At 59.3% G+C, this 19,956-nt stretch carries 20 protein-coding genes; 6 read left to right on the forward strand and 14 right to left on the reverse strand.

All coding sequences use genetic code 11. From position 1 onward, the window contains the following. Positions 1–84: 84 nt before the first annotated feature. The 14 genes from Q0601_RS04450 to Q0601_RS04515 form a co-directional block, all read right to left on the reverse strand. The gene (locus Q0601_RS04450) at positions 85–1,041 is read right to left on the reverse strand and encodes an L-threonylcarbamoyladenylate synthase (RefSeq protein WP_305287560.1); all 957 of its coding nucleotides are present in this window, start codon (positions 1,039–1,041) and stop codon (positions 85–87) included. Beyond that, complete coding sequence (locus tag Q0601_RS04455) at positions 1,038–1,958, reverse strand: sugar kinase (RefSeq protein WP_305287562.1); 921 nt, start codon at positions 1,956–1,958, stop codon at positions 1,038–1,040. The genes Q0601_RS04450 and Q0601_RS04455 overlap by 4 nt, the downstream gene beginning before the upstream one ends. A 413-nt stretch (positions 1,959–2,371) precedes the next feature. After that, positions 2,372–2,983, reverse strand: coding sequence for a response regulator transcription factor (locus Q0601_RS04460; protein ID WP_305287564.1), 612 nt, complete (start codon positions 2,981–2,983; stop codon positions 2,372–2,374). Positions 2,984–3,051: 68 nt separating this feature from the next. Beyond that, on the reverse strand, positions 3,052–5,409 hold the full coding sequence (locus Q0601_RS04465) for a cache domain-containing protein (RefSeq protein ID WP_305287566.1): 2,358 nt from the start codon (positions 5,407–5,409) through the stop codon (positions 3,052–3,054). 196 nt (positions 5,410–5,605) lie between these two features. Continuing rightward, the gene (locus Q0601_RS04470) at positions 5,606–8,473 is read right to left on the reverse strand and encodes a calcium-binding protein (protein WP_305287568.1); all 2,868 of its coding nucleotides are present in this window, start codon (positions 8,471–8,473) and stop codon (positions 5,606–5,608) included. A gap of 143 nt (positions 8,474–8,616) precedes the next feature. Then, positions 8,617–9,357: a uroporphyrinogen-III C-methyltransferase gene (cobA, locus tag Q0601_RS04475; RefSeq protein WP_305287570.1), complete on the reverse strand. Its 741-nt coding sequence runs from the start codon at positions 9,355–9,357 to the stop codon at positions 8,617–8,619. 38 nt (positions 9,358–9,395) lie between these two features. Continuing rightward, positions 9,396–10,049, reverse strand: a complete 654-nt coding sequence (gene mobA, locus Q0601_RS04480) for a molybdenum cofactor guanylyltransferase MobA (RefSeq protein ID WP_305287572.1) — start codon at positions 10,047–10,049, stop codon at positions 9,396–9,398. Between the two features lie 160 nt (positions 10,050–10,209). After that, positions 10,210–11,865 (reverse strand): acyl-CoA synthetase, encoded by a 1,656-nt coding sequence (locus Q0601_RS04485; protein ID WP_305287574.1) that lies wholly within the window; start codon positions 11,863–11,865, stop codon positions 10,210–10,212. Positions 11,866–11,897: 32 nt separating this feature from the next. After that, a complete protein-coding gene (locus Q0601_RS04490) occupies positions 11,898–12,293 on the reverse strand; it encodes a rhodanese-like domain-containing protein (protein WP_305287576.1) in 396 nt (131 codons plus the stop codon). A 2-nt stretch (positions 12,294–12,295) separates the two neighbouring features. Further along, positions 12,296–12,883, reverse strand: coding sequence for a peroxidase-related enzyme (locus Q0601_RS04495; RefSeq protein WP_305287578.1), 588 nt, complete (start codon positions 12,881–12,883; stop codon positions 12,296–12,298). A 78-nt stretch (positions 12,884–12,961) separates the two neighbouring features. After that, positions 12,962–13,111: a hypothetical protein gene (locus Q0601_RS04500; RefSeq protein WP_305287580.1), complete on the reverse strand. Its 150-nt coding sequence runs from the start codon at positions 13,109–13,111 to the stop codon at positions 12,962–12,964. Positions 13,112–13,139: 28 nt separating this feature from the next. After that, positions 13,140–14,054: a CaiB/BaiF CoA transferase family protein gene (locus Q0601_RS04505; protein WP_305287582.1), complete on the reverse strand. Its 915-nt coding sequence runs from the start codon at positions 14,052–14,054 to the stop codon at positions 13,140–13,142. Between the two features lie 98 nt (positions 14,055–14,152). Continuing rightward, on the reverse strand, positions 14,153–14,809 hold the full coding sequence (locus tag Q0601_RS04510) for a CoA transferase (protein WP_305287584.1): 657 nt from the start codon (positions 14,807–14,809) through the stop codon (positions 14,153–14,155). 109 nt (positions 14,810–14,918) lie between these two features. Next, positions 14,919–15,722, reverse strand: a complete 804-nt coding sequence (locus Q0601_RS04515) for a CoA transferase subunit A (protein ID WP_305287586.1) — start codon at positions 15,720–15,722, stop codon at positions 14,919–14,921. A 240-nt stretch (positions 15,723–15,962) separates the two neighbouring features. Between Q0601_RS04515 and Q0601_RS04520 the strand changes: the two genes are divergently transcribed. The 6 genes from Q0601_RS04520 (at position 15,963) to paaD (ending at position 19,771) form a co-directional block, all read left to right on the forward strand. After that, a complete protein-coding gene (locus Q0601_RS04520) occupies positions 15,963–16,820 on the forward strand; it encodes a PaaX family transcriptional regulator (RefSeq protein WP_305287588.1) in 858 nt (285 codons plus the stop codon). Positions 16,821–16,976: 156 nt separating this feature from the next. Then, positions 16,977–17,114 (forward strand): hypothetical protein, encoded by a 138-nt coding sequence (locus Q0601_RS04525; RefSeq protein WP_305287590.1) that lies wholly within the window; start codon positions 16,977–16,979, stop codon positions 17,112–17,114. A gap of 16 nt (positions 17,115–17,130) precedes the next feature. Continuing rightward, on the forward strand, positions 17,131–18,129 hold the full coding sequence (paaA, locus tag Q0601_RS04530; RefSeq protein ID WP_305287593.1) for a 1,2-phenylacetyl-CoA epoxidase subunit PaaA: 999 nt from the start codon (positions 17,131–17,133) through the stop codon (positions 18,127–18,129). Positions 18,130–18,144: 15 nt separating this feature from the next. Then, positions 18,145–18,432 (forward strand): 1,2-phenylacetyl-CoA epoxidase subunit PaaB, encoded by a 288-nt coding sequence (paaB, locus tag Q0601_RS04535; RefSeq protein WP_119747046.1) that lies wholly within the window; start codon positions 18,145–18,147, stop codon positions 18,430–18,432. After that, the gene (gene paaC / locus Q0601_RS04540; protein ID WP_305287598.1) at positions 18,432–19,244 is read left to right on the forward strand and encodes a 1,2-phenylacetyl-CoA epoxidase subunit PaaC; all 813 of its coding nucleotides are present in this window, start codon (positions 18,432–18,434) and stop codon (positions 19,242–19,244) included. The genes paaB and paaC overlap by 1 nt, the downstream gene beginning before the upstream one ends. Next, positions 19,238–19,771 carry a 1,2-phenylacetyl-CoA epoxidase subunit PaaD gene (gene paaD / locus Q0601_RS04545; RefSeq protein WP_305287601.1) on the forward strand — a complete coding sequence of 178 codons (534 nt, stop codon included), beginning with the start codon at positions 19,238–19,240 and terminating at the stop codon, positions 19,769–19,771. Before paaC ends, paaD begins: the two co-directional genes overlap by 7 nt. Positions 19,772–19,956 lie beyond the last annotated feature (185 nt).

The following is a 19,956-nucleotide window of genomic DNA, read 5'->3' on the forward strand; positions in this document are numbered from 1 at the left end:
CTGTAACCTTGCGGCACCGCCATCGGCTGCAAGAAGAAATATGCGGCTGCGCAACAAGCCGGTGACGTTTGTGTCGGGATGCGTTTACCCGCGCGGAGCAGCGGCACGGCGCAAACGGTCACTTATGGCCAGCCCTACACCTTGCTGCGGAATCGGTGCGACGGCGATGCGGTCCGCGCCGGTCTCGTCCGCGCGGTGCATCAGGTCAAACAGGTTCCTCGCGGCCTCCGCCAGATCGCCGGTATGGCTGAGGTTGAAGACCGCCGCCGCAGCCCCCATGCCTGTGATCGGCTCCGGACCGAAGGCAAGCAGTACCTCGTCCGGTTCAACCTTTCTGGCATTCAATCGAAGCGCGGCCCTTGGCGCGTAATGAGAACTCAATGTGCCCGGCGACAGCCTGACATCATCGCTGTCGGCCTCGATCACGAGCATATCCGTTGCCGCCGCAATGTCTTCTGCGGTCAGCGCCCCTTGACGCAAGATCGCCAACCCGGCTTCGCCCGCCCGTAGCACGGTCGATTCGACGCCCAATCTGGTAGGGCCTCCATCCACGATCAGCGAAACCCGATCCCCCAGATCCTCGACGACATGCCGGGCGGTCGTGGGGCTGATACGTCCCGATGTATTCGCGCTTGGTGCGGCAACCGGCAGCCCCAATTCAGCAATCACCTTATGTGCAAAGCCCGCAGGCGCGCGCAACGCAGCCAGTTCCTGTCCCGCGGTAGAACTGCGGTCGATGCCGCCTTGCCGCAAGGGCAGGATCAGCGTCAGGGGGCCGGGCCAGAAGATTTCGGCCAGTTTCCGCGACACGGGGTCGAAATCCGCATATTCTTGGGCCATGGCCAGATCCGCGACATGGGAGATCAACGGATTGCTGGATGGCCTGCCCTTCGCCGCATAGATTCGCGCGATAGCTTCGGACGAGGTTGACAGGCCCGCAAGCCCATAGACCGTTTCGGTCGGCAGAGCCACCAGTTCGTGCCGTTTCAGCGTCGCGACAGCCAGTGAAACCGCATCCGCAGAGTTGCTGTCGATTATCATTGCGGTGCCTCGACGGCTTCGGGAACCAATGCGCCGTGATGCATGATGACCCTGCTGCTAAGCTGGTGCCCGGCGCGAATCGCAGTTTCGATATCCGCCTGTTGTATCTGGGCGGCCAAAAAGCCGGCATTGAAACTGTCGCCCGCCGAGGTGGTATCCACCGGATTCATGCGCTTCAGATCATCGATCACCCCTGCGCCCTGATTGCCGCCGAAATGGATCGCGCCTCCTCCTGCTTTCACGATGACTTGCCCGGCTCCCAGCTTCAGATAACGCGCGATGGTCGCATCGGGATCGGTATCCCCGAAATATTCGCTTTCATCGTCGAAACTGGGCAGGATCAGGTTCGCTTCGGCGGCGACGGCCTCAATCCGGTCACACATGACGCGGGTATCGGGCCAGAGACGAGGGCGCAGATTCGGATCGAAAATGATCCGGGTGCCTTTGGCCCGTGCCTCGCGCACGGCCTGAATGAGTGCGGCCCGCCCCTCATCGGGCAGAATTGCGACCGTGATTCCCGACAGATAGGCGATTTCTGCGCGCGAGACTGCATTCGTAAGCGCCGCACTATCCTTGGCCAGCAATCTTGCTGCGGAATTTTCGCGCCAATAGCTGAAACTGCGTTCACCGTCCTGCAGCGAGATCGCATAAAGCCCGATTTCGCGGTGATCGTCGCGGCCGACATGCTCGGTACCGATACTCTCGCTGTTCAGGAAATCAACCATCATCTGCGAGAACTCGCCTGTGCCGACCCGGGTGAAATAGCTGACATGCCAATCGGATGGCAGAAGGCGGCGCAGATACCATGCCGTGTTCAGCGTATCGCCCGCAATGCCGACTTTCCAATGCCCCTGGGAATCTATTTTCGACAATTCGACCATAGCTTCGCCAATGGACAGGATCGTGGCTTCGGACATGGGTGGTCTCCGTATTCAGGTTTTCCGGAATGCATGGCGTCTGGAATGGCGATTTACAAGCCTTACGGGGGCCCCTGATCTATGTGGCAGCATGATTGCTGTAACGGAAACCGCGTGGTCGTCCATTTGCCTGGCGATGCATAGGTAAAATTACCTAAGTAGTTTTGCGAATATACGTCCGATTCATACCTTTGTATAACCCGTACAGTTGCCCAAGCGTAAGTATCGAGTGCCTAATGTTATCTGTCGGGCGATGGTTTAAAGAGTAACTTTGTAACGAGTCCATTGATAACCCTGATCGTGTGAGCAGTGGGTGATCACACGATATCAGGCGCATTAAAGAGAGTAATTTTAAAACATCGCCGGGGTTTGGTGTAAAAAAACTCCTGACCTCGGCGGTCTTTCGGCAAATGCTATCTGGTTAGCGCCATCAGTTCAACGACCGAGCAGACATCCAGCTTCTCAAGTATCCGCGCGCGGTGATTGTCCACGGTTCGCGGACTGATATTCAGGTGCCGCCCGATCTCTTTGCTTGAAACCTCGGAGGGGTGTGAGATCATATGCTCGACGATTTCGCGTTCGCGCGGGGTTAATCGTGAAAAACGCTCTTGCAGGACGCGGTTTTTTCGATTGTCGGCATGCATGCTTTGGGCAAGCGAAAGAGCGCTGTGTATACAATCCATCAATTCCGACTGGCGGAATGGTTTTTCAAGAAAATCGACGGCGCCGCCTTTCATCGCCTGTACGGATTCAGGGATGCCGCCATGTCCGGTGATGAAAATGATCGGCGTCGAATAACCGTTCGCGGTCAGGTGCTTCTGAAGTTCCAGCCCGGTCATGTCGGGCATTCCCTGATCCAATATCAGGCAGGCGATCCGATCCCGGTCGTAGCTTTCAAGAAATTCGGCAGCGGTGGCAAAACCTTCGGCCTCATAGCCACGGATCCGCATCGCTCTTAACAGTGAAGATCTGATGTCGGCGTCATCGTCGACGATATATATCAACTGGGATGCATCAACTGTCATCTCTTCCCTATCCTGCAGCAATGACCCGGTCTGCGAGGCACTATTTACAATATTGTCGATTACATGGTTCAGGTGTCTGGTGCCAGCCTATCGGATTCATTCGTTAAATCGCCGGCCCCCTCCTGCGGGACAGGCAATGTAAAACAGAAACGCGCGCCGTCCATATAAGTTGCGTCCTGCCACAATTTGCCGCCATTCGCCTCGATCATCGTACGGCAAATTGACAGGCCAAGACCCATCCCGTTCGGTTTGGTGGTCTCGAATTCCGAGAAGAGTTCGATGCCCGGATCGATCCCCGGTCCGTCATCCTCGACGGTGACCGTCAGTGTCCCGTCCTGCTGGCGTGTCGTGACCGTTACACTTCGATTGGCAAGGTTGTTTTCGCCAATGGCCTCGACCGCGTTTCTCAGCAGATTCACGATGACCTGCGCAATCTGAATGCGATTGGCGCTGACCGGAGGAAGTCCGTTGGTTTGGACCCGAATGCTTACGCCTGCCTCGGTCGCCTCGGGCTGGACGAGACGTCTGGATTGTTCGATCAGTTCGGCGATATCGAATTTCGTAAAGTTTGAGGCATCCTTCATGATGAAACCGCGCAAGGCCCGAATGATGTCGCCTGCGCGAATGGATTGCTGTTCGACTTCCGTCAGGATTTCCCGCAACTCGACAGGTGTTTCCTTCATCGATTCCAGGATCAGCAGCGCCGAGTCCATGTTCTGAGCGATGGCTGCCAATGGCTGGTTCAGTTCATGGGCCAGACCCGCAGCCATTTGTCCCAAAGTATGCCCTCGCGACAGATGAATAAGATCGCGATTCAGGCGCGCGATCTGCTTTTCACGCGCCTTGCTTTCCGTGATATCCTCCAATGTGATCACCGCATGCAGCGGATCGCCGTTATGATCGCGGATCAGAATGGCATTGACCGCGACATCGATAGTTTGTCCATCCTTGCGAATGAAGCGGGCATCGTGCCGCGTCGCCGAACCGTCACTGGTCGAGAAGAAATCCGGGCTGATATGCGAGCGGTCATCCGGATGGATCAGGTCTGCATAGCGCATCGCTTTCACCTCCCGCAGATGATAGCCGGTAAGTTCACAGAATTTCGCATTCACCTTGAGCAGATCGCCGGTTTTCGGTGCGGTCTGGGCCATTGCTCGTGATGACAGATCAAATGTCTGGCCATATTCGGCTTCGGTTTTCTTGCGTGCCACGATCTGCTGCATCAGCGTTTCATTGGCATTTGCCAGCTCCTTATAGGTTTTCGGAGCCGGCTCGGTCGGGTCGATCTCTCCCTGTGCGATCAGTGCCGAGCGGATCGCGAATGCGCGCACGGGCCGATGGATATAATTCGCAAGCGCCAGTCCCGCCACACCGGTCAGGATCGCGACCATGACGGCGATCCAGATGCTGGTTGTCCGGTTATCCGTCAGTCCGCCGATAAAATCCAGTTCAGGCGCATAGACGGCAACGGTCCAGGGCAGATCCTCATCGATGATCTGCGTGAATGTCGAAATATAGGTTTCGCCGCCATACTCGAATTTGGAAAAACGCTCGCGGCCCTGAGCCGCTTTGATGCCGCTTCCCAGCCACGAGAACGCTTCCCGCGCGATTTCGTCGTCGAATTCGCGGATATTGGGAAACCGTATCGTGCCATCCCGGTCCTGGGTTTTCAGAAGCTCGCTGTTGGGGTGGGCGATGACGTCGCCATTGTGATTGATGATCAGGGCTTTACCGGACTCTCCGATCCTCAATTGCGCCAGAAATTCGGATATGCTGCTGATTTCAATATCGACACCGACGACGCCGCGAATGCCCTTGTCAGGGCTCCTGACCGGCGCGGCCAGGGTGATACCGGGCTGTCGCGCGGTGAAGAAGATATATGGATCGGTCCAGACCGTGGTCAAAGCCATTTCCGCCCGCTGATACCAGTTGCGGTCTCTGGGATCGAAGGTGTCGGTCGGGTCGACCTTGCTTGTGACCAGTGAGAAATCGGCGTTTCGCCAGAAATGTTCGCTATGGCGTTTTCCGTCCTTAACCTTGATGATCTTGGTTCGATAGGGAGCCGGGCCGGAATCGCGCATGACAAAGACGAAGCAGCCATCCTCGAGCCCGAAATAAAGGGCCGAGAATTGTGGTGTGACCTTGAGCTGCTGAAACAGGAAGCGTTCGAGCAATTGGAGGTTGTCGCTGCCGAGGATCCGCATTTCGGACAGGCCGGCCGCAAATTCAGCGGCGCTGCGGGCCGGGTGCAGGAAACCCCTGGAATGTTCGGTGGCGTTGGTGCCGACATCGCCAAGGATCAGCCTCGCATGATTCAGCATTGCCCGTTCGGACGTGACATAGGACGTGAACACGACGGCAAGCACGGCAACAAGCTGAAGACCTGCCAGGCCGATCGCCAACACTGCTCCTAGCGAGATTTTCATGGTCAGATTTTCCGGTTGCGAGACAATTGACAATCGAGACGTTAAGCTGACGCACATTACTGCAATGTAAGGGCTGGGCCAAGAACGGCGCGGAATGCGGCGGGCTTTCCGTTGCGGTAGGGTTCGGGCCGGATGCGGAACTTCGCCGAAGAGGGATCCTGTCCCGCAAGGCGAGGCAATAGGGGTGGCTTCAAACTCATAGCAGGAAGTCATCTGCCGTCAGCGCAATACGTCCGTTCAGGATGATCCGCAGATCGGCCCTTCCGTCACCATCCACATCTGCGGTGACATGGGTTTCGCGCGCATGATATGCCCATCTCACCTGATCGTCGCTGCGAAAGGTACGGCGCCCGATAAAGGTCAGATTCAGGGCGGACATATCCAATAAGTCCTGCCCCGGCAGAAAATCCTCAATGGTATCAGGCGTCCGGAAAGGGCTGCTGGTTGCGGATGAGAACTGAAAGACATCGCTGCCGGCGCCACCGGTCAGGCTGTCTGTTCCCCACCCCCCGATCAGGATGTCCTCGCCATAGCCGCCAGCTAGGATATCCTGTCCTAAACGACCGTTGAGCCGATCGTTTCCCCCGTGTCCATAAAGATGATCGCGGCCTTTGTCGCCATCAAGAATATCTCTGCCGAGCCCTCCGGAAAGCGTATCATTCATCACGCCACCGAAAAGCGAATCGTTACCCTCGCCGCCTTCAAGAACGTTATTCCCACCACCACCGAACAGCAGGTCGTCATGGCTGCCGCCAGACAGCATATCGTGGCCTATGCCCCCGCTCAGGTGGTCCGGACCCTGACCGCCGAACAGCACATCTTGGCCGTCACCTCCCTCAAGTCTGTCCCCCTGGGTGCCACCAAAGAGTGAATCGTTGCCATCGCCACCCCGGAGAAGGTCCACGCCCAGAAGCCCAATAAGACGATCGTTCCCCTCTCCGCCGGCCAACGAGTCCCGGCCGCTGCCGCCAAGCAGGCGGTCCGGACCCGTGCCGCCGGAAACGACATCATGCCCCGGTCCACCCATGATTGTATCTCTCATTTCTCCGCCGTTAAGCGTATCGTCGCCTTCGCCCCCCTCAAGATGATCCCGGCCGGTGCCGCCAAAGGCCAAATCGGGGCCGGGACCGCCAAATGCGCGGTCGTCACCGCTTCCGCCATTGAGGGTATCCTGGCCATAGAGCCCGTAAAGAATATCGTCCATGTGTTCGCCGCGCAGCAGATCGGCACCACTGCCGCCAAACAGTTTGTCCCGTCCATATCCGCCATAGATACGATCCTGTCCTTCGCCACCTCCCAGAACATCGTTGCCAATGTTGCCGAAAATCAGATCGTTTCCGGCCTCGCCGCTTAGTTTATCCGCGCCGCTATGCCCGAGGATGGTATCGTTGCCGCCACCGGCGGACACGGTATCGTCGCCCCGGCCCGAGCCGAAGATATCAGGACCCGTTCCGCCAGACAGAACATCCGAATCCGAGGTGCCGAAGATATGCTCGCCCGTGTCCGAGGGGGGAAGGCTGGGTATGGGTTCGTCCAGTTCCAATACCGGCGGAGTGTAATGGGTGATCGGAAACAGATCATTCGTGAAATTGGATTCAGTCAGCCTGCGGCCATTATGGGTAAGTATATCGATGCGCGCGTCGTGAAATCGTAAGCTGATACCGCCATCAAACTCATGGAACCGGATCTGATAAAGACTGCGCACCATGCCCAATTGGCTGAGATCAAGCTGATCCCGGCCAAATTCGAAATCGCTGATCACGATGCGGCCGTTGATGTTGCGGGGGATGAATATATCTTCGCCGGGGCCTCCCGACAGGCGGATGCCTGCATGTCTGGCGATGAGGATATCGTCACCTTCCCCACCCCGGATCACCCGGTTCGCGGACACGCTCAGCAGCATATCGTTATGGGAACTGCCCGTAACCAGTGTTCCCTGCCGTGCTCCGGTTATTCCGATGGTTCCGGGATCAAAGGAAAGCTGCGTGATCCCGGTTTCGGATGAAGAACTGGCAAATAATGCGATTCTGCCGCCAATGACCGCGGTTTCGATATCGGCCAGGTCCGACAAGACCATCTCGAAACTGTCGGCGATGCTGCGCAAATGTAAAAGCTTGCCGTCGGGCTGCAGTGTGAAAACGGTAATTCCGCCATCGGTCCCACCCGCGAAAATGAAAGATCGGCCCTGAAATGATACGGCATCGAATGCCGAGATCGATTGAAAATTGGTAAATCCCTCATCGATGACATGATCCGTGGGAACAAGCACGCCGGTCTCGGGCAGCCGGAATACCGTGAGGCTGGAACTGCCTGGCGAGGCAATAATGATATAGGTTCTTCCGGCCAGTTCGACTGCACGAAGATCGGCCGGCACCGCGTAGCCCGTTCCCAGGCGGCTGTAATGCAGGTTCGTATCCAGAATTTCACCGGATTCCGTGATCTGATGGGTCGATACGAATTCCCCCAGCCCGGAAACCGCGACCAGAAAGCGACTTTCGCCCACCGTTGTGTCGATGACCCGATCCAGAATGCTTTGTGCCGGAAAATGTGGAGAAGAGAACGAATATTCGTGCAGGCGTACGAGACCCTTTCCCTTGTCGGTGTGAAAAATGGTCAGCGAAAGACTGTCCTGATGCGATGCGTAGATGAGATTGTCGCCCGATGTGGGAATTTGCCCCAGTGAAGCCAGCCTGTCACCGATCACTTCCTGCGGAAAGATCGTGCGAAAGCCGGTCATGCTGCCGTTTTCCCGAACGCCCATTCCAAGATGTTCGGCCCCGCCGAGGTGGGATTGATGCAGATAGGTCTGTGCGCCAAGGCGGAGAACGGCGAGTTCGGGCGAACGCTGATAGGTGAAATCCGATTGAAACCCCCATCCGGACATCTGTTCCAACGGGCGATTCGGCCCGGGAACGGAATAGATCGACAGACCACCGCCAATCAATTCCGACGCGGCGGCCAGCAGATGCCGTCCGTTCACGGTCACAAGTTCCAGATCGGCAAGCGCAGTCTGCCAGTAACCCCAGCCGCGCTGAAATGTGGTGACATGCCGGTAATCGAGCATTACGGCCCCCTGATCGTTCGGACACCGGAATTTCCGGCCCGCTGATCAAGACATGGATCGCCATCGGAATGCACCAGAATAGAACCGGGCATTTTAGGCAAATCCGTTATATGTCAGGTCCTGACGGTACGCAGGCGGTTTGGTTACCGTTCGAACCCCAATGGTCCGAAAATGATGATGCCGGGCTGGGTCACGCTGGCCCCGTCCAGAAGCTTCGCCAGTTCGCCGATGGTGGTGCGGATCAGGCGTTGCTGCGGATGGCCCACGGATTCGGCGAACAGGGCAGGGGTCGTCTCGTTCAGCCCGTGCGCCCGCAGTTCCGCAGCCAGTGCCGGAAAATTCCGCTGACCCATGAAAACCACGGTGATGGCATGCGGATCGGCAATGGCCGCCCAGTTGATATCCCCGGGCAGGCTGCCGGTCACATCCGCGCCGGTCAGGAATTGCAGGCGCCTTGCCGTCAGCCTGCGGGTCAGGGGCAGATCCGCCGCAGCGGCGGCGGCACTGGCCGAGGTGACGCCGGGAATGATCTCGAACGGGATGCCCGCATCCGCAAGGGCGATCAGTTCCTCTTCCAGCCTGCCGAAGATTCCCGCATCGCCGGATTTCAGCCTGACGACCCGGCGCCCCTGCCGTGCATGTTCTACCAATAGGGCGTTGACATGCTCTTGCCGGGCCGAGGGCCGGCCAGCGCGTTTCCCGACCGGAATCAGCTCGGCATCTGGCCCGGCATGATCCAGAACCGGCCCGGATGCGAGAGCGTCGTACAGCACCACATCCGCCTCTGCCAGGCGCCGGGCGGCTTTCAGTGTCAGCAACTCTGGATCTCCGGGTCCGGCCGATACCAGAGATACGAAGCCAGTCTGATGCGGTTGCTCGGTCACGATATGGTTTCCGGATTGCGGTGGAGAATTCTGCTATATCATGGGTTGCGGTGGTGGCAATCTTTCGCGCCGGCTTTCCCGTTGGCCGAAAGCAGAGCCTCTGCCTGTGCGAGATCTGTGGGCGAGTTGATATTGAAGAACGGATCCGTCGCGGAATATGTCCAGACAGCGCTGGCAGGAGAATGCGCCAGAGCAAAACCCATGACCTTCCGCCGGCCGGATTTCAGTGTGCTGCGCAGGTACTTGCGCAACCGGATGGGCCAGATTCCGCAGGTGGGGTGAATGCGCGTTTCGCCATCGGTCGGGGCGCTGGCGGCAAGGCAGAACTGGCCCGGACCGGCATTCTCGCGCAGCCGGGATACCAGATCCGGGGGCAGGAAAGGAGTGTCGGTGGGAACTGTCAGAACGCAGGGGCAGCCCAGTTCTGCGGCCCAATCCATAGCCGCGAGTATTCCGGCAAGGGGGCCGGGGCGTCCGGGGATGCTGTCGGGCAGGACGGGCAGACCATGGGGCGCGAAACGACCGGAATCTTCGTTCGCATTCAACGCAATTGGTCCGCATTGCGGCGTGATACAGGTCAGAACATGGCGAAGCAGGGACTTGCCGGCAAGCAACCGTGCATCCTTCGCGCCGCCCATGCGACTTGCGTTGCCACCGGCAAGGATGACTGCGGGAAGTGACTCTGGTGTCATGGGTTATCTTTTGCGTGCGGACAGCTTTTCAGCAACCCTGATAATGCGGGAGATCTGTACAACCTCGATGTCATGCTAAACTTCGCGGCCATGGCTGCGGCATGAAAACGGATTCGCCGCTTCGCCACGCCCGCCTTGCGCCGTGGAGCGGGAGTTTCTATCAATCGGCTTTCCGGACCAGTTCCGCCGCGCGGGCGCGCAGGGCGAATTTCTGAACCTTCCCGGTCGAGGTCTTGGGCAGGTCCTCAAAGACAACCCGAGAGGGGCATTTGAAATTCGCCAGCCCGGCGCGGCAATGGGCGATGATCTCTTCTTCGGAAACCTGCTGGCCGTCCCGTGTCTCGATGAATGCGCAGGGGGTTTCTCCCCATTTCTCGCTGGGAATGGCGACGACCGCGCAAAGGGAGACAGCCGGGTGGCGGTAAAGCTCTTCTTCCACCTCGATCGAAGAGATATTCTCGCCGCCCGAAATGATGATATCCTTTGACCGATCCTTGAGCTGCACATAGCCATCGGGATGCATGACCCCCAGATCGCCCGAATGGAACCAGCCCCCGGTAAACGCCTCGGCCGTGGCGGCCGGGTTCTTGAGATAGCCTTTCATCACCATATTGCCGCGGAACATCACCTCGCCGATGGTCTTGCCATCTGCGGGAACCGGCTGCATGGTTTCGGGATCCAGTACCGAAACCCCGGCCAGCGACAGGTAGCGCACGCCCTGACGCGCCTTGCGGGCGGCCTGTTCCGCGCCGGAAAGCGCGTCCCAGTCCCTGTTCCATTCATTCACGACCGTCGGACCGTAGGTCTCGGTCAGACCGTAAAGATGGGTGACCCGAAAGCCTGCATCGGCCATTGCCTGCAGCACGGTTTCAGGCGGCGGGGCTGCTGCGGTGTTGAAGATGACCGGTTGCGGGAAGTCGCGCTTCTGCTTAGCGGGGGCGTTCAGCAGCGTGGACATGACGATCGGCGCGCCGCAAAGATGCGTGACGCCATGATCCGCCATTGCGTCGTAAATCGCAGCGGCACGCACCCAGCGCAGGCAGACATGCGTGCCCGCCTGTACCGGCACGGTCCAGGGAAAGCACCAGCCGTTGCAGTGGAACATCGGCAGGGTCCACAGATAGACCGGATGTTTCTGCATCTCGGCATGGATGACGTTGTTCAGTGCCATCAGTGCCGCGCCCCGATGGTGATAGACTACGCCCTTGGGATTGCCGGTGGTGCCCGAGGTATAGTTCAGCGAGATCGCATCCCATTCATCCTGCGGAAGCGTACCGGAAAAATCCGGATCGCCCGAGGCAAGGAAATCGGCGTAGTCCAGGCTTCCGATCGGTGCGCCTTTCGGATGGGGCGCGTCGTCGGGATATTCGCTATCGTCGAAATCGATCACCAGCGGCTTGACCGTTGCCTTGGCAAGCGCCTCGGACATGACCTGCGAAAATTCGCGGTCGACAATCAGCACCCGGGTCTCGGCATGGTCAAGCTGAAACGCGATGGCCGCGGCATCCAGCCGGGTGTTCAGCGAGTGCAGCACCGCGCCATTCGCCATTGGCACCCCGTAATGGGCATGGATCATCGGCGGTGTGTTCGACAGCATGACCGAGACCGTATCGCCGCGCCCCACGCCCTTCGCGGCCAAAGCGGATGCAAGGCGACGGCAGTTGTTCCACAACTCGGCATAAGAACTTTGCTGGCTGCCATGGATGACCGCCGTATGATCGGGATAGATCCGTGCCGCGCGTTCAAGAAACGCAATTGGTGTCATCGGCTGATGGTTGGCCTCGCAACGTTCCAGCCCGTCTTCATATTTGTTCATCGCTCCCCCCGATATCACACAGCCGGTCGCCGTCAGCCCTTGGCAGAGCCTTTCTCGGCGACAGCATTTCCGGCTTTTTTCCACTCGCCAAATCCGCCGCGCAGCGATTGCGCTTTAAGCCCCATCTCTTGCGCCAGCTTTGCGGCCAGAAGCGAGCGCCAGCCGGACGCGCAGTAAAAGATATAGGTCTTGTCCTCGGCGAAACGGGGCTTGTGATAGGGGCTTTCGGGGTCGATCCAGAATTCAAGCATCCCACGCGGGGCATGGAACGCACCGGGAATCATCCCTTCGCGCTCCAGTTCGCGCGGGTCGCGGATATCGACAAGAACGGCCTGCGGATCGTCAGGCGCTCTTGCGGCCTGCGCGACCGAAACGGATTGAACGACGGCGTCGGCCTCGGCCAGCATTTCCTTGTAACCTTTGGTCATGTTTAGCGTCCCATCTGATAGAATTCTGCATTCGGCCGCATGTTCGTCACATTGGCCATCCGGTTCGACAGGCCGAAAAAGGCCGCAATCCCTGCAATATCCCATATGTCGTCTTCGGTGAAGCCATGCGCTTTCAGGGTGTCGAAATCACTGTCAGCCACCTCTTGCGCGCGGGCAGAGACCTTCAGGCCGAAATCCAGCATCGCCTTTTGCCGGGGCGTGATATCGGCCTTGCGCCAATTGATTGCCACTTGATCCGCGATCAACGGATCCCTGGCGCGGATGCGCAGGATCGCGCCATGCGCGACCACGCAATACTGACACTCATTCGCATTCGAGGTGGCAACCACGATCATCTCGCGTTCGGCCTTGGTCAGGTTGCCGGGCTTGTCCATCAATGCGTCGTGATAGGCGAAAAATGCCCGGAACTCGTCGGGGCGATGCGCAAGGGTCAGGAGGACATTCGGGATGAAGCCGGATTTTTCCTGAACCGCAAGGATGCGGTTCAGGATATCTTCGGGCATGTCCTGCAGCCGGGGTACGGGAAAGCGGCTGACGGGTGCGTCTGCTTTGTCGGGATCGGTTATCATTCAATCCTTCACGTCGGCGGGTTTCCTGCCATGCGCGTATAACGATCCGTTCTTCCGTCTTGTGCAAGAGCCCGCGGATCAGGCGGATTCCGGCTTTTCCACAGGATCGAGACCCGGCAGTACATTGCGGTAGCGGTCGCTGTCCAATGCATATTCCTTCATCACCTCGGCGCTGTGCTGGGCGAATCCCGGAGGAGCGCGGCGATAGCTTGCCGGGGTGCGTGACATCTTGATCGGGCTGCCGGTGCCCCGGTATTCAGATATTTACCACCATTTCGCGGTGAATCGTATGCGGATCGGCGATCACCTGATCGATGCCGCGCACCGCGCCGCAGGGCACGCCTGCCTTTATGAGACGTTCCGACAGGTCGGCGCAGTCGAAATGCGCCAGCGCGGCTTCAAGCTGGGTCTTCAGGGCGTCGCGGTTGATATTGCGCTGGCTATTGCTGATAAAACGCTCATCCATAGGCAGGTCGGGGCGGTCGATCATCCGGCAAAGCGTGGCAAATTGCCTGTTGTTGCCCACAGCCAGAAAGATCGGGTCGGTGCCGGTGGCGAATGTATCATAGGGGCTGATATTCGGATGCGCATTGCCGGAAGGTTCTGCCACCTTGCCCGACAGGAAATAATTCGGAAGATGCGGATGCAGTAGCGACATGCCGCAATCATACAGGCTGACATCGACGAACTGGCCTTTGCCGCTTTCCGCCCGTTCATTCAGGGCCATCAGGATTCCGATCACCGCGTTGAGTCCGGTCGCGATATCCACGACCGGTACACCGACCCGCAGCGGCTGGCCGCCTTGCTCGCCATTCACGCTCATGATGCCGCAAAGCGCCTGAACGGCCGCGTCATAGCCCGGAAGACCGCCCATCGGTCCGTCTTCGCCGAAGCCCGAGACGCGGCAATGGATCAGCCGGGGAAAGCGGCGTGAAAGGTCGTCCCGCCCCAGACCCCAGCGTTCCAGGGTGCCGGTCTTGAAATTCTCGATCAGCACATCGGTATTTTCCAGCATCGCCAGAAAAAGCTCTTGCCCCATCTCTTGCGACAAATCCACCGCCATGCCGCGCTTGTTGCGGTTGACGCCAAGGAAATAGCTGGCCGCATCGCCCAGAAAAGGTGGCCCCCAGCCACGTGTTTCGTCGCCCGCCGGGGGTTCCAGCTTGATCACATCGGCCCCGTGATCGGCCAAAATCTACCCGGCATAGGGGCCGCCCAGCACGCGGCTGGCATCGAGAACCCTGAGATTTTTCAATGATCCGGTCCCTGTCATGCCGAGACATCCTTTGCGGTTGCGCCCGCAAGATCGCGGCGCCAATCGGCGGCAAAGGCGGGATATGTTTCTTCAAGTTCATCCAGCACCCGTCCGCGAAGCAGGGAAAGCGCGGCAGCATCGGGTGGGATTGTGGTCGGGGGTGCGTCCGTATGATCGAAACCGAAGCCTGTGGCGGCCACGATCTCATCAAGATCGTGGCCGGGATGAATGCTTTCCAGCCTGAAGCCCGGTCGTGCCCGGTCGAAACTGAACAGCCCTTTGCCGGTCAGCAATGCGATCGGGCCGCCTGGGCGATAGACCCCGGGAGGGCTGACCCCTGGGGCGCTGATGAAATCGACCTTATCGACAAAGACACGCGGGCTGTGTTCCTCGCGGAACAGGATTACCCGCGGCACGGTGAAATAAAGATATGCCGAACCGAAGGATCCGGGCCAGCGAACATCGCTTTGCGGATATTCTCCGGTGCCGACCAGATTGACATTGGCCTGCCCATCGATTTGCCCGCCGCCAAGAAAGAATGCATCCAGTCGTCCCTGACCGGCGCTGTCGAACAGCTCGACCGAACCATTGGTGAAGAAATTATGTTCGACGGAGCCAAGAATGGACAGCCGCACCTGCCTTTGCCCGTCGTCCATGGCGCGGCGCAGCATCGCCCCCGCCGCCGGCATGGGGGGGATGAGGCCCCCACAGCGACGCTGCGCACGCCGTCCAGCAGCCGCGCAATGATGCAGATCAGGATTTCGCGGGGCAGGGCGGTACTCATACCGGAACCTCGGCGCGGCTCATGTATTCGGCAAAGCCGTCCTCGCTGCGGGCCGCCCTGGCGTAACGTATCAGTTCCGCTGTATCGGTGTCGTATTCGCCCCAAAGACCGTAAGGCCACGCCCCTCGCGGCGCGACCGCGATATCGGTCACGTAAAGCGCGGGCAGGGTGCCTGCCGCGGTGGTTTCATCGGCCAGCAGACTATGTTCGACAATTCGTTCTACCGTCACCAGCGTTTCTCTGGCGGCATAGGCCATCGCAGCCAGTTCGCGGCGTCTGCCAATCCAGACATTGCCCTGCATATCGGCCATGGGGGCGTGGAAGATCGCGATATCGGGCGTGATCGCCGGGATCAACACGATGGGGTCTGGCAGGTCCGAAAAGGGATTCTCTGTCAGCCTCCAGTCATCCCGCCGGGCCAGCAGGTCAGAGCCGATCAGGCCACGTATCGGGATGAAGGGGACGCCCTTCTGCGCGGCCAGAAGGCCGGCATGGATCGCCGGACAGGTCGCATCCCGCAGCTCTATCCGGCCTTCCCTGACTGCCTGATTGAAACGCGGTGCGCCGCCCGCCTCTCCCAGCGATACCGCGCTGGTTTCGACCCGGCGGACAAGCCCCGACCCGATAAGCTGATCGACCTGCAATCCCCCGGTCGGCACACAGACCAGATGCAGATCGCCTGCACCATGTTCGATCAGCGGGCGGGTCATCGCCATCGAAACGCCCGCGTAATCCACCGGTAGCGCAACGCATTGCCCGGGTTTGACGTGACGTGCCAAATCTTGAAGATTGGCTGTCATCTCCCCTTCCTTCTTTTCAATACGTTCTGAGACGCAGAGCTTAGTTCCGAATTTATGTAGGCAAAGCGAAACCGGTAAGCCAAACGGATGCCCTGCCATCCGGGAAATGGTCGCGCATCTGTACGACCTTAGCGGCAGGAGGAATGAAACAGCAAGAAGCAATATCGATGCCGCGTGACAGTGGCGGCGGCAGACATTACGCTGTCAGCGGAATACATACCCTTTTGGTGATGTCATCGAATGCCAACCGAAACCGCCGCGAATGCCTTGCCCAAAGCAGTCCAGCGCATCATCACTGCCCCGTCCCCCAAGGCGGCCTCGCTGATCGTCACGATATATGGCGATGTGGTCGAGCCGCGTGGCGGGACGTTATGGATGGGTACGCTGATCGAATGCTGCGCGATGCACGGGATCAGCGAAAGTCTTGTTCGAACGGCGGTCTCCCGGCTGGTCGGTGCGGGCCGGTTTGTTGGGGAACGGGTCGGGCGGAAAAGCTTCTACCGCCTGTCGCTGGCAGGGCAGGCAGAGTTCCGGCAGGCATCGCGCATCCTGTTCCCGCCGCCCGTGCCGCCCGAGGAATGGCTTGTCGGGTTCGCCAATAAAGAGGAACCACCCCCCGGTTGGGTCAGGGTCGGACCACAGGCGATCCTTGCGCCGCACCGTGAAGGGCAGGGCATGCCGGGCGGAACTGTCATGCGGGCGCAAAGCCTGGCCGTGCGGGATTTGCCGGAATTCGCGGCGCAATATTGGCCACTGGACGCGGGGGCAAAGAATTATCGCGGGTTCATCGCCCATTTTGCGCCGGTCCGCGACGTTGCGCGGCTTGATGCTTTGTCCGGGCAGGATTCTTTGACATTACGGTTGCGTCTGGTCGACGAATATCGCCATGCCGTCCTGGCGGATCCCCGTTTGCCTGCCGAGGCCCTGCCCGGAGATTGGCCGGCGCAAGAAGCCCGAGACATCTTCCGGCAGATCTACCTGTCCCTTTCGCCCGCCGCAGACCGATTCGTCGGGCGCAGCTTTGCCGCTTCTGATGGCCTTCTGCCGGAAATGACAGAGGAAACGATGAAGCGCTTTGCCGATCTGCTGCGCGATTAAGGATTAATCTGATGATAAAGCAGGATAAATTTATTTCGCCATCAAACATCACAGAAAACAGAAATAATTTTCTTTATATGTGATGTTTTTAGAGTTATATTGGTGACCGGTCGGTCGATGAATGGCATGCCCCATCAGACCGGCGGAGGAGAATGGATGAAAGACGTAATGATCTGCGCGTTTGCGGCCCGTTGCGAAACGGGTTTGTTCTCTGGAAGCGTGAATCGGCTGGATGTGCTAGAATTGGACCATCTCGTTACCGCGCAGGCGACCAAGGCGCCCGGGCGGATCTGAAAGCGGAGGCACGGCCATGTATGCCCAGATGGTGAAATCGGAAGGCATGAAATCATCGGAGGAAATGTCCCCCGAGGAACGTGCCTTTCAGGACCGCATCGACCGGGGCGAAAAGGTCGAGCCCAAGGAATGGATGCCAGAGGGTTATCGCAAGACGCTGATCCGCCAGATCGGCCAGCACGCCCATAGCGAGATTGTTGGCCAATTGCCCGAAGGCAACTGGATCACCCGCGCGCCAACGCTGGAACGCAAGGCGATCCTGCTGGCAAAGGTTCAGGACGAGGCGGGGCATGGGCTGTATCTTTACAGCGCTGCCGAAACCCTTGGCGTCAGCCGCGACGAGTTGCTGGAAAAACTGCATTCCGGGGCGATGAAATACAGTTCCATCTTCAACTACCCGACGCTGACATGGGCGGATATGGGCGCGGTCGGCTGGCTGGTCGATGGTGCGGCGATCATGAATCAGGTGCCGCTGCAACGCACCTCTTACGGCCCCTACAGCCGGGCGATGATCCGCATCTGCAAGGAGGAAAGTTTTCATCAGCGTCAGGGCTACGCGATTATGATGAAGATGGCGCGGGGCACGCCCGAGCAGAAGGAAATGGCGCAGGACGCGCTGAACCGCTTCTGGTTCCCGGCGCTGATGATGTTCGGGCCTTCCGACAAGGACTCGGTTCATTCCGCGCAGTCCATGGCGTGGAAGATCAAGATGAACACCAATGATGAGCTGCGGCAGAAATTCGTCGATGAAACCGTGCCGCAGGCCGAATATCTGGGACTGACCGTCCCCGATGAGACGCTGAAATGGAACGATAAGCGCGGCCATTACGATTTCGCCGAACCCGATTGGCAGGAATTCTTCGAGGTCATCAAGGGCAACGGCCCCTGCAATCAGGAACGGCTGGATGCCCGCCGTCGCGCCTGGGACGAAGGCGCATGGTTCCGTGACGGTCTGACCGCCTATGCCGGAAAGGCCGCGGCGCGCCGGGCAGGCGCGTCTGTCGCAGCCGAATAAAAGGGATAGCCACCGATGTCCAAAAAGGAATGGCCGCTATGGGAAATTTTCATCCGGGGTCAGCACGGGCTGAATCACCGGCATGTAGGCAGTCTGCATGCGCCGGATGCCGAGATGGCCGTCAATAACGCTCGTGACGTCTATACCCGCCGCAAGGAGGGCGTCTCGATCTGGGTGGTGAAATCCACCGATATCACCGCGTCGGCTCCTTCTGCGAAGGGTCCGCTGTTCGATCCGGCGGAAAGCAAGGTCTACCGGCATCCGACCTTCTTCGATATTCCCGATGATGTGGGGCATATGTGATGTCGGCGATTGCAGAAATCACTGCCGCGCCGGACCCGGTTCTTGCCGATGACGGGTTGAGGCGCGCTTTGTTCGAGTGGCTGTGCCGCATGGGTGACAATTGCCTGATCCTTGGCCACCGTCTTTCGGAATGGTGTGGCCATGGCCCTGCGCTGGAAGAGGATATCGCGCTTGCCAATACGGCGCTTGACCTGATCGGGCACACCCAGATGTGGCTGGCACTGGCTGCCGAGATCGAGGGCAAGGGACGCTCGGCTGACGATCTGGCCTTTCTGCGCGATGCAATGAAGTTCCGGAACGCGAAACTGGTCGAATTGCCCAATGGCGACATGGCCGTGACCTTGATGCGCGAATTCCTGTTCGATGCCTGGCATTTCGAGATGCTGACGGGGCTGACCGAATCCGCCAGCCCCCGCATCGCCGAAATTGCGGCCAAGGCTTTGAAAGAGGTCAGCTATCATCTTGAACGCAGTTCGGATCTGGTGGTCCGGCTGGGGGACGGCTCTGACGAAAGCCATCGGCGGATGCAGGATGCCCTGAATCGCCTGTGGCCCTATGCGGGTGAGCTGTTCACGGCGGACAAGGTGGACGAGGCAGCCGCTGCGGCCGGGATCGCGCCCGAGCTTGCCGCGCTGCGTGCTGCCTGGGACAAGACGGTGGGTGAGGTGCTGGACGAGGCGACTCTGACCCTGCCCGAAATCCGTTTCGATGTGCATCAGGGCGGTAAGCAGGGCCGTCACACCGAACATCTGGGTTATATCCTTGCCGAGATGCAGTTTCTTCAACGCGCCTATCCCGGCGCGGAATGGTGAATGCTGTGTCTGTCGTACTGCCATCCACGGATCAGGTCTGGAAATGGCTGGATCAGGTGCCCGATCCCGAGATTCCGGTTGTTTCCGTCACGGAACTGGGGATCATCCGCGAGATCCGGTGGGAGGGGGATACGCTGGTCGTCGCGGTGACGCCCACCTATTCCGGCTGTCCCGCAACTTCGGTGATAGATCTGTCGATCGAGGCTCATTTGCACGGGCAGGGGGTCGAAAAGCTACGGCTGGAGCGCCGCCTGTCGCCACCCTGGACGACCGATTGGGTCACGCCGGACGCGCGCGAGAAGCTGCGCGCATACGGCATCGCCCCACCGATCGACGGCACCGCCCCGGATGGGCGAACGGCCGCACGGGCCGCCCGCATGGCAGGGCGCTCGAATCTGACCGTGGCATGTCCTCGCTGCGGGTCGGGCCATACGGAACGGGTCAGCCAGTTCGGCTCGACCCCGTGCAAGGCGGCCTATCGGTGCAAGGATTGTCTGGAACCATTCGATTATTTCAAATGTCACTAGATTTTTTCTCCTTCCTCGCCATGCTCTCCCCGTCCGGCATCAAGGGCCATCGGCTCGCCCGGCGGCGCCCGATCGCGCCCATGGGCGGGCGCTTAGGTGGCGTTGTCTTACTGGCCGGGTGTCGTTCGGGGTTGCGCTATCAGGTGAAGACCACTCTCGTCAGAGCGCCTTCCCGCGGTCAAGCG

Source organism: Paracoccus wurundjeri (assembly GCF_030678915.1).
GTDB classification, from domain to species: Bacteria; Pseudomonadota; Alphaproteobacteria; order Rhodobacterales; family Rhodobacteraceae; genus Paracoccus; species Paracoccus onubensis_A.

What these genes read in the sequence shown, in the direction of transcription:
- Q0601_RS04450 (WP_305287560.1), bottom strand. Translation starts at nt 1,041, where the DNA reads ATGATAATCGACAGCAACTCTGCGGATGCGGTTTCACTGGCTGTCGCG.
- Q0601_RS04455 (WP_305287562.1), bottom strand. Translation starts at nt 1,958, where the DNA reads ATGTCCGAAGCCACGATCCTGTCCATTGGCGAAGCTATGGTCGAATTG.
- Q0601_RS04460 (WP_305287564.1), bottom strand. Translation starts at nt 2,983, where the DNA reads ATGACAGTTGATGCATCCCAGTTGATATATATCGTCGACGATGACGCC.
- Q0601_RS04465 (WP_305287566.1), bottom strand. Translation starts at nt 5,409, where the DNA reads ATGAAAATCTCGCTAGGAGCAGTGTTGGCGATCGGCCTGGCAGGTCTT.
- Q0601_RS04470 (WP_305287568.1), bottom strand. Translation starts at nt 8,473, where the DNA reads ATGCTCGATTACCGGCATGTCACCACATTTCAGCGCGGCTGGGGTTAC.
- mobA (WP_305287572.1), bottom strand. Translation starts at nt 10,049, where the DNA reads ATGACACCAGAGTCACTTCCCGCAGTCATCCTTGCCGGTGGCAACGCA.
- Q0601_RS04485 (WP_305287574.1), bottom strand. Translation starts at nt 11,865, where the DNA reads ATGAACAAATATGAAGACGGGCTGGAACGTTGCGAGGCCAACCATCAG.
- Q0601_RS04490 (WP_305287576.1), bottom strand. Translation starts at nt 12,293, where the DNA reads ATGACCAAAGGTTACAAGGAAATGCTGGCCGAGGCCGACGCCGTCGTT.
- Q0601_RS04495 (WP_305287578.1), bottom strand. Translation starts at nt 12,883, where the DNA reads ATGATAACCGATCCCGACAAAGCAGACGCACCCGTCAGCCGCTTTCCC.
- Q0601_RS04500 (WP_305287580.1), bottom strand. Translation starts at nt 13,111, where the DNA reads ATGTCACGCACCCCGGCAAGCTATCGCCGCGCTCCTCCGGGATTCGCC.
- Q0601_RS04510 (WP_305287584.1), bottom strand. Translation starts at nt 14,809, where the DNA reads ATGCTGCGCCGCGCCATGGACGACGGGCAAAGGCAGGTGCGGCTGTCC.
- Q0601_RS04515 (WP_305287586.1), bottom strand. Translation starts at nt 15,722, where the DNA reads ATGACAGCCAATCTTCAAGATTTGGCACGTCACGTCAAACCCGGGCAA.
- Q0601_RS04520 (WP_305287588.1), top strand. Translation starts at nt 15,963, where the DNA reads ATGCCAACCGAAACCGCCGCGAATGCCTTGCCCAAAGCAGTCCAGCGC.
- Q0601_RS04525 (WP_305287590.1), top strand. Translation starts at nt 16,977, where the DNA reads ATGAAAGACGTAATGATCTGCGCGTTTGCGGCCCGTTGCGAAACGGGT.
- paaA (WP_305287593.1), top strand. Translation starts at nt 17,131, where the DNA reads ATGTATGCCCAGATGGTGAAATCGGAAGGCATGAAATCATCGGAGGAA.
- paaB (WP_119747046.1), top strand. Translation starts at nt 18,145, where the DNA reads ATGTCCAAAAAGGAATGGCCGCTATGGGAAATTTTCATCCGGGGTCAG.
- paaC (WP_305287598.1), top strand. Translation starts at nt 18,432, where the DNA reads ATGTCGGCGATTGCAGAAATCACTGCCGCGCCGGACCCGGTTCTTGCC.
- paaD (WP_305287601.1), top strand. Translation starts at nt 19,238, where the DNA reads ATGGTGAATGCTGTGTCTGTCGTACTGCCATCCACGGATCAGGTCTGG.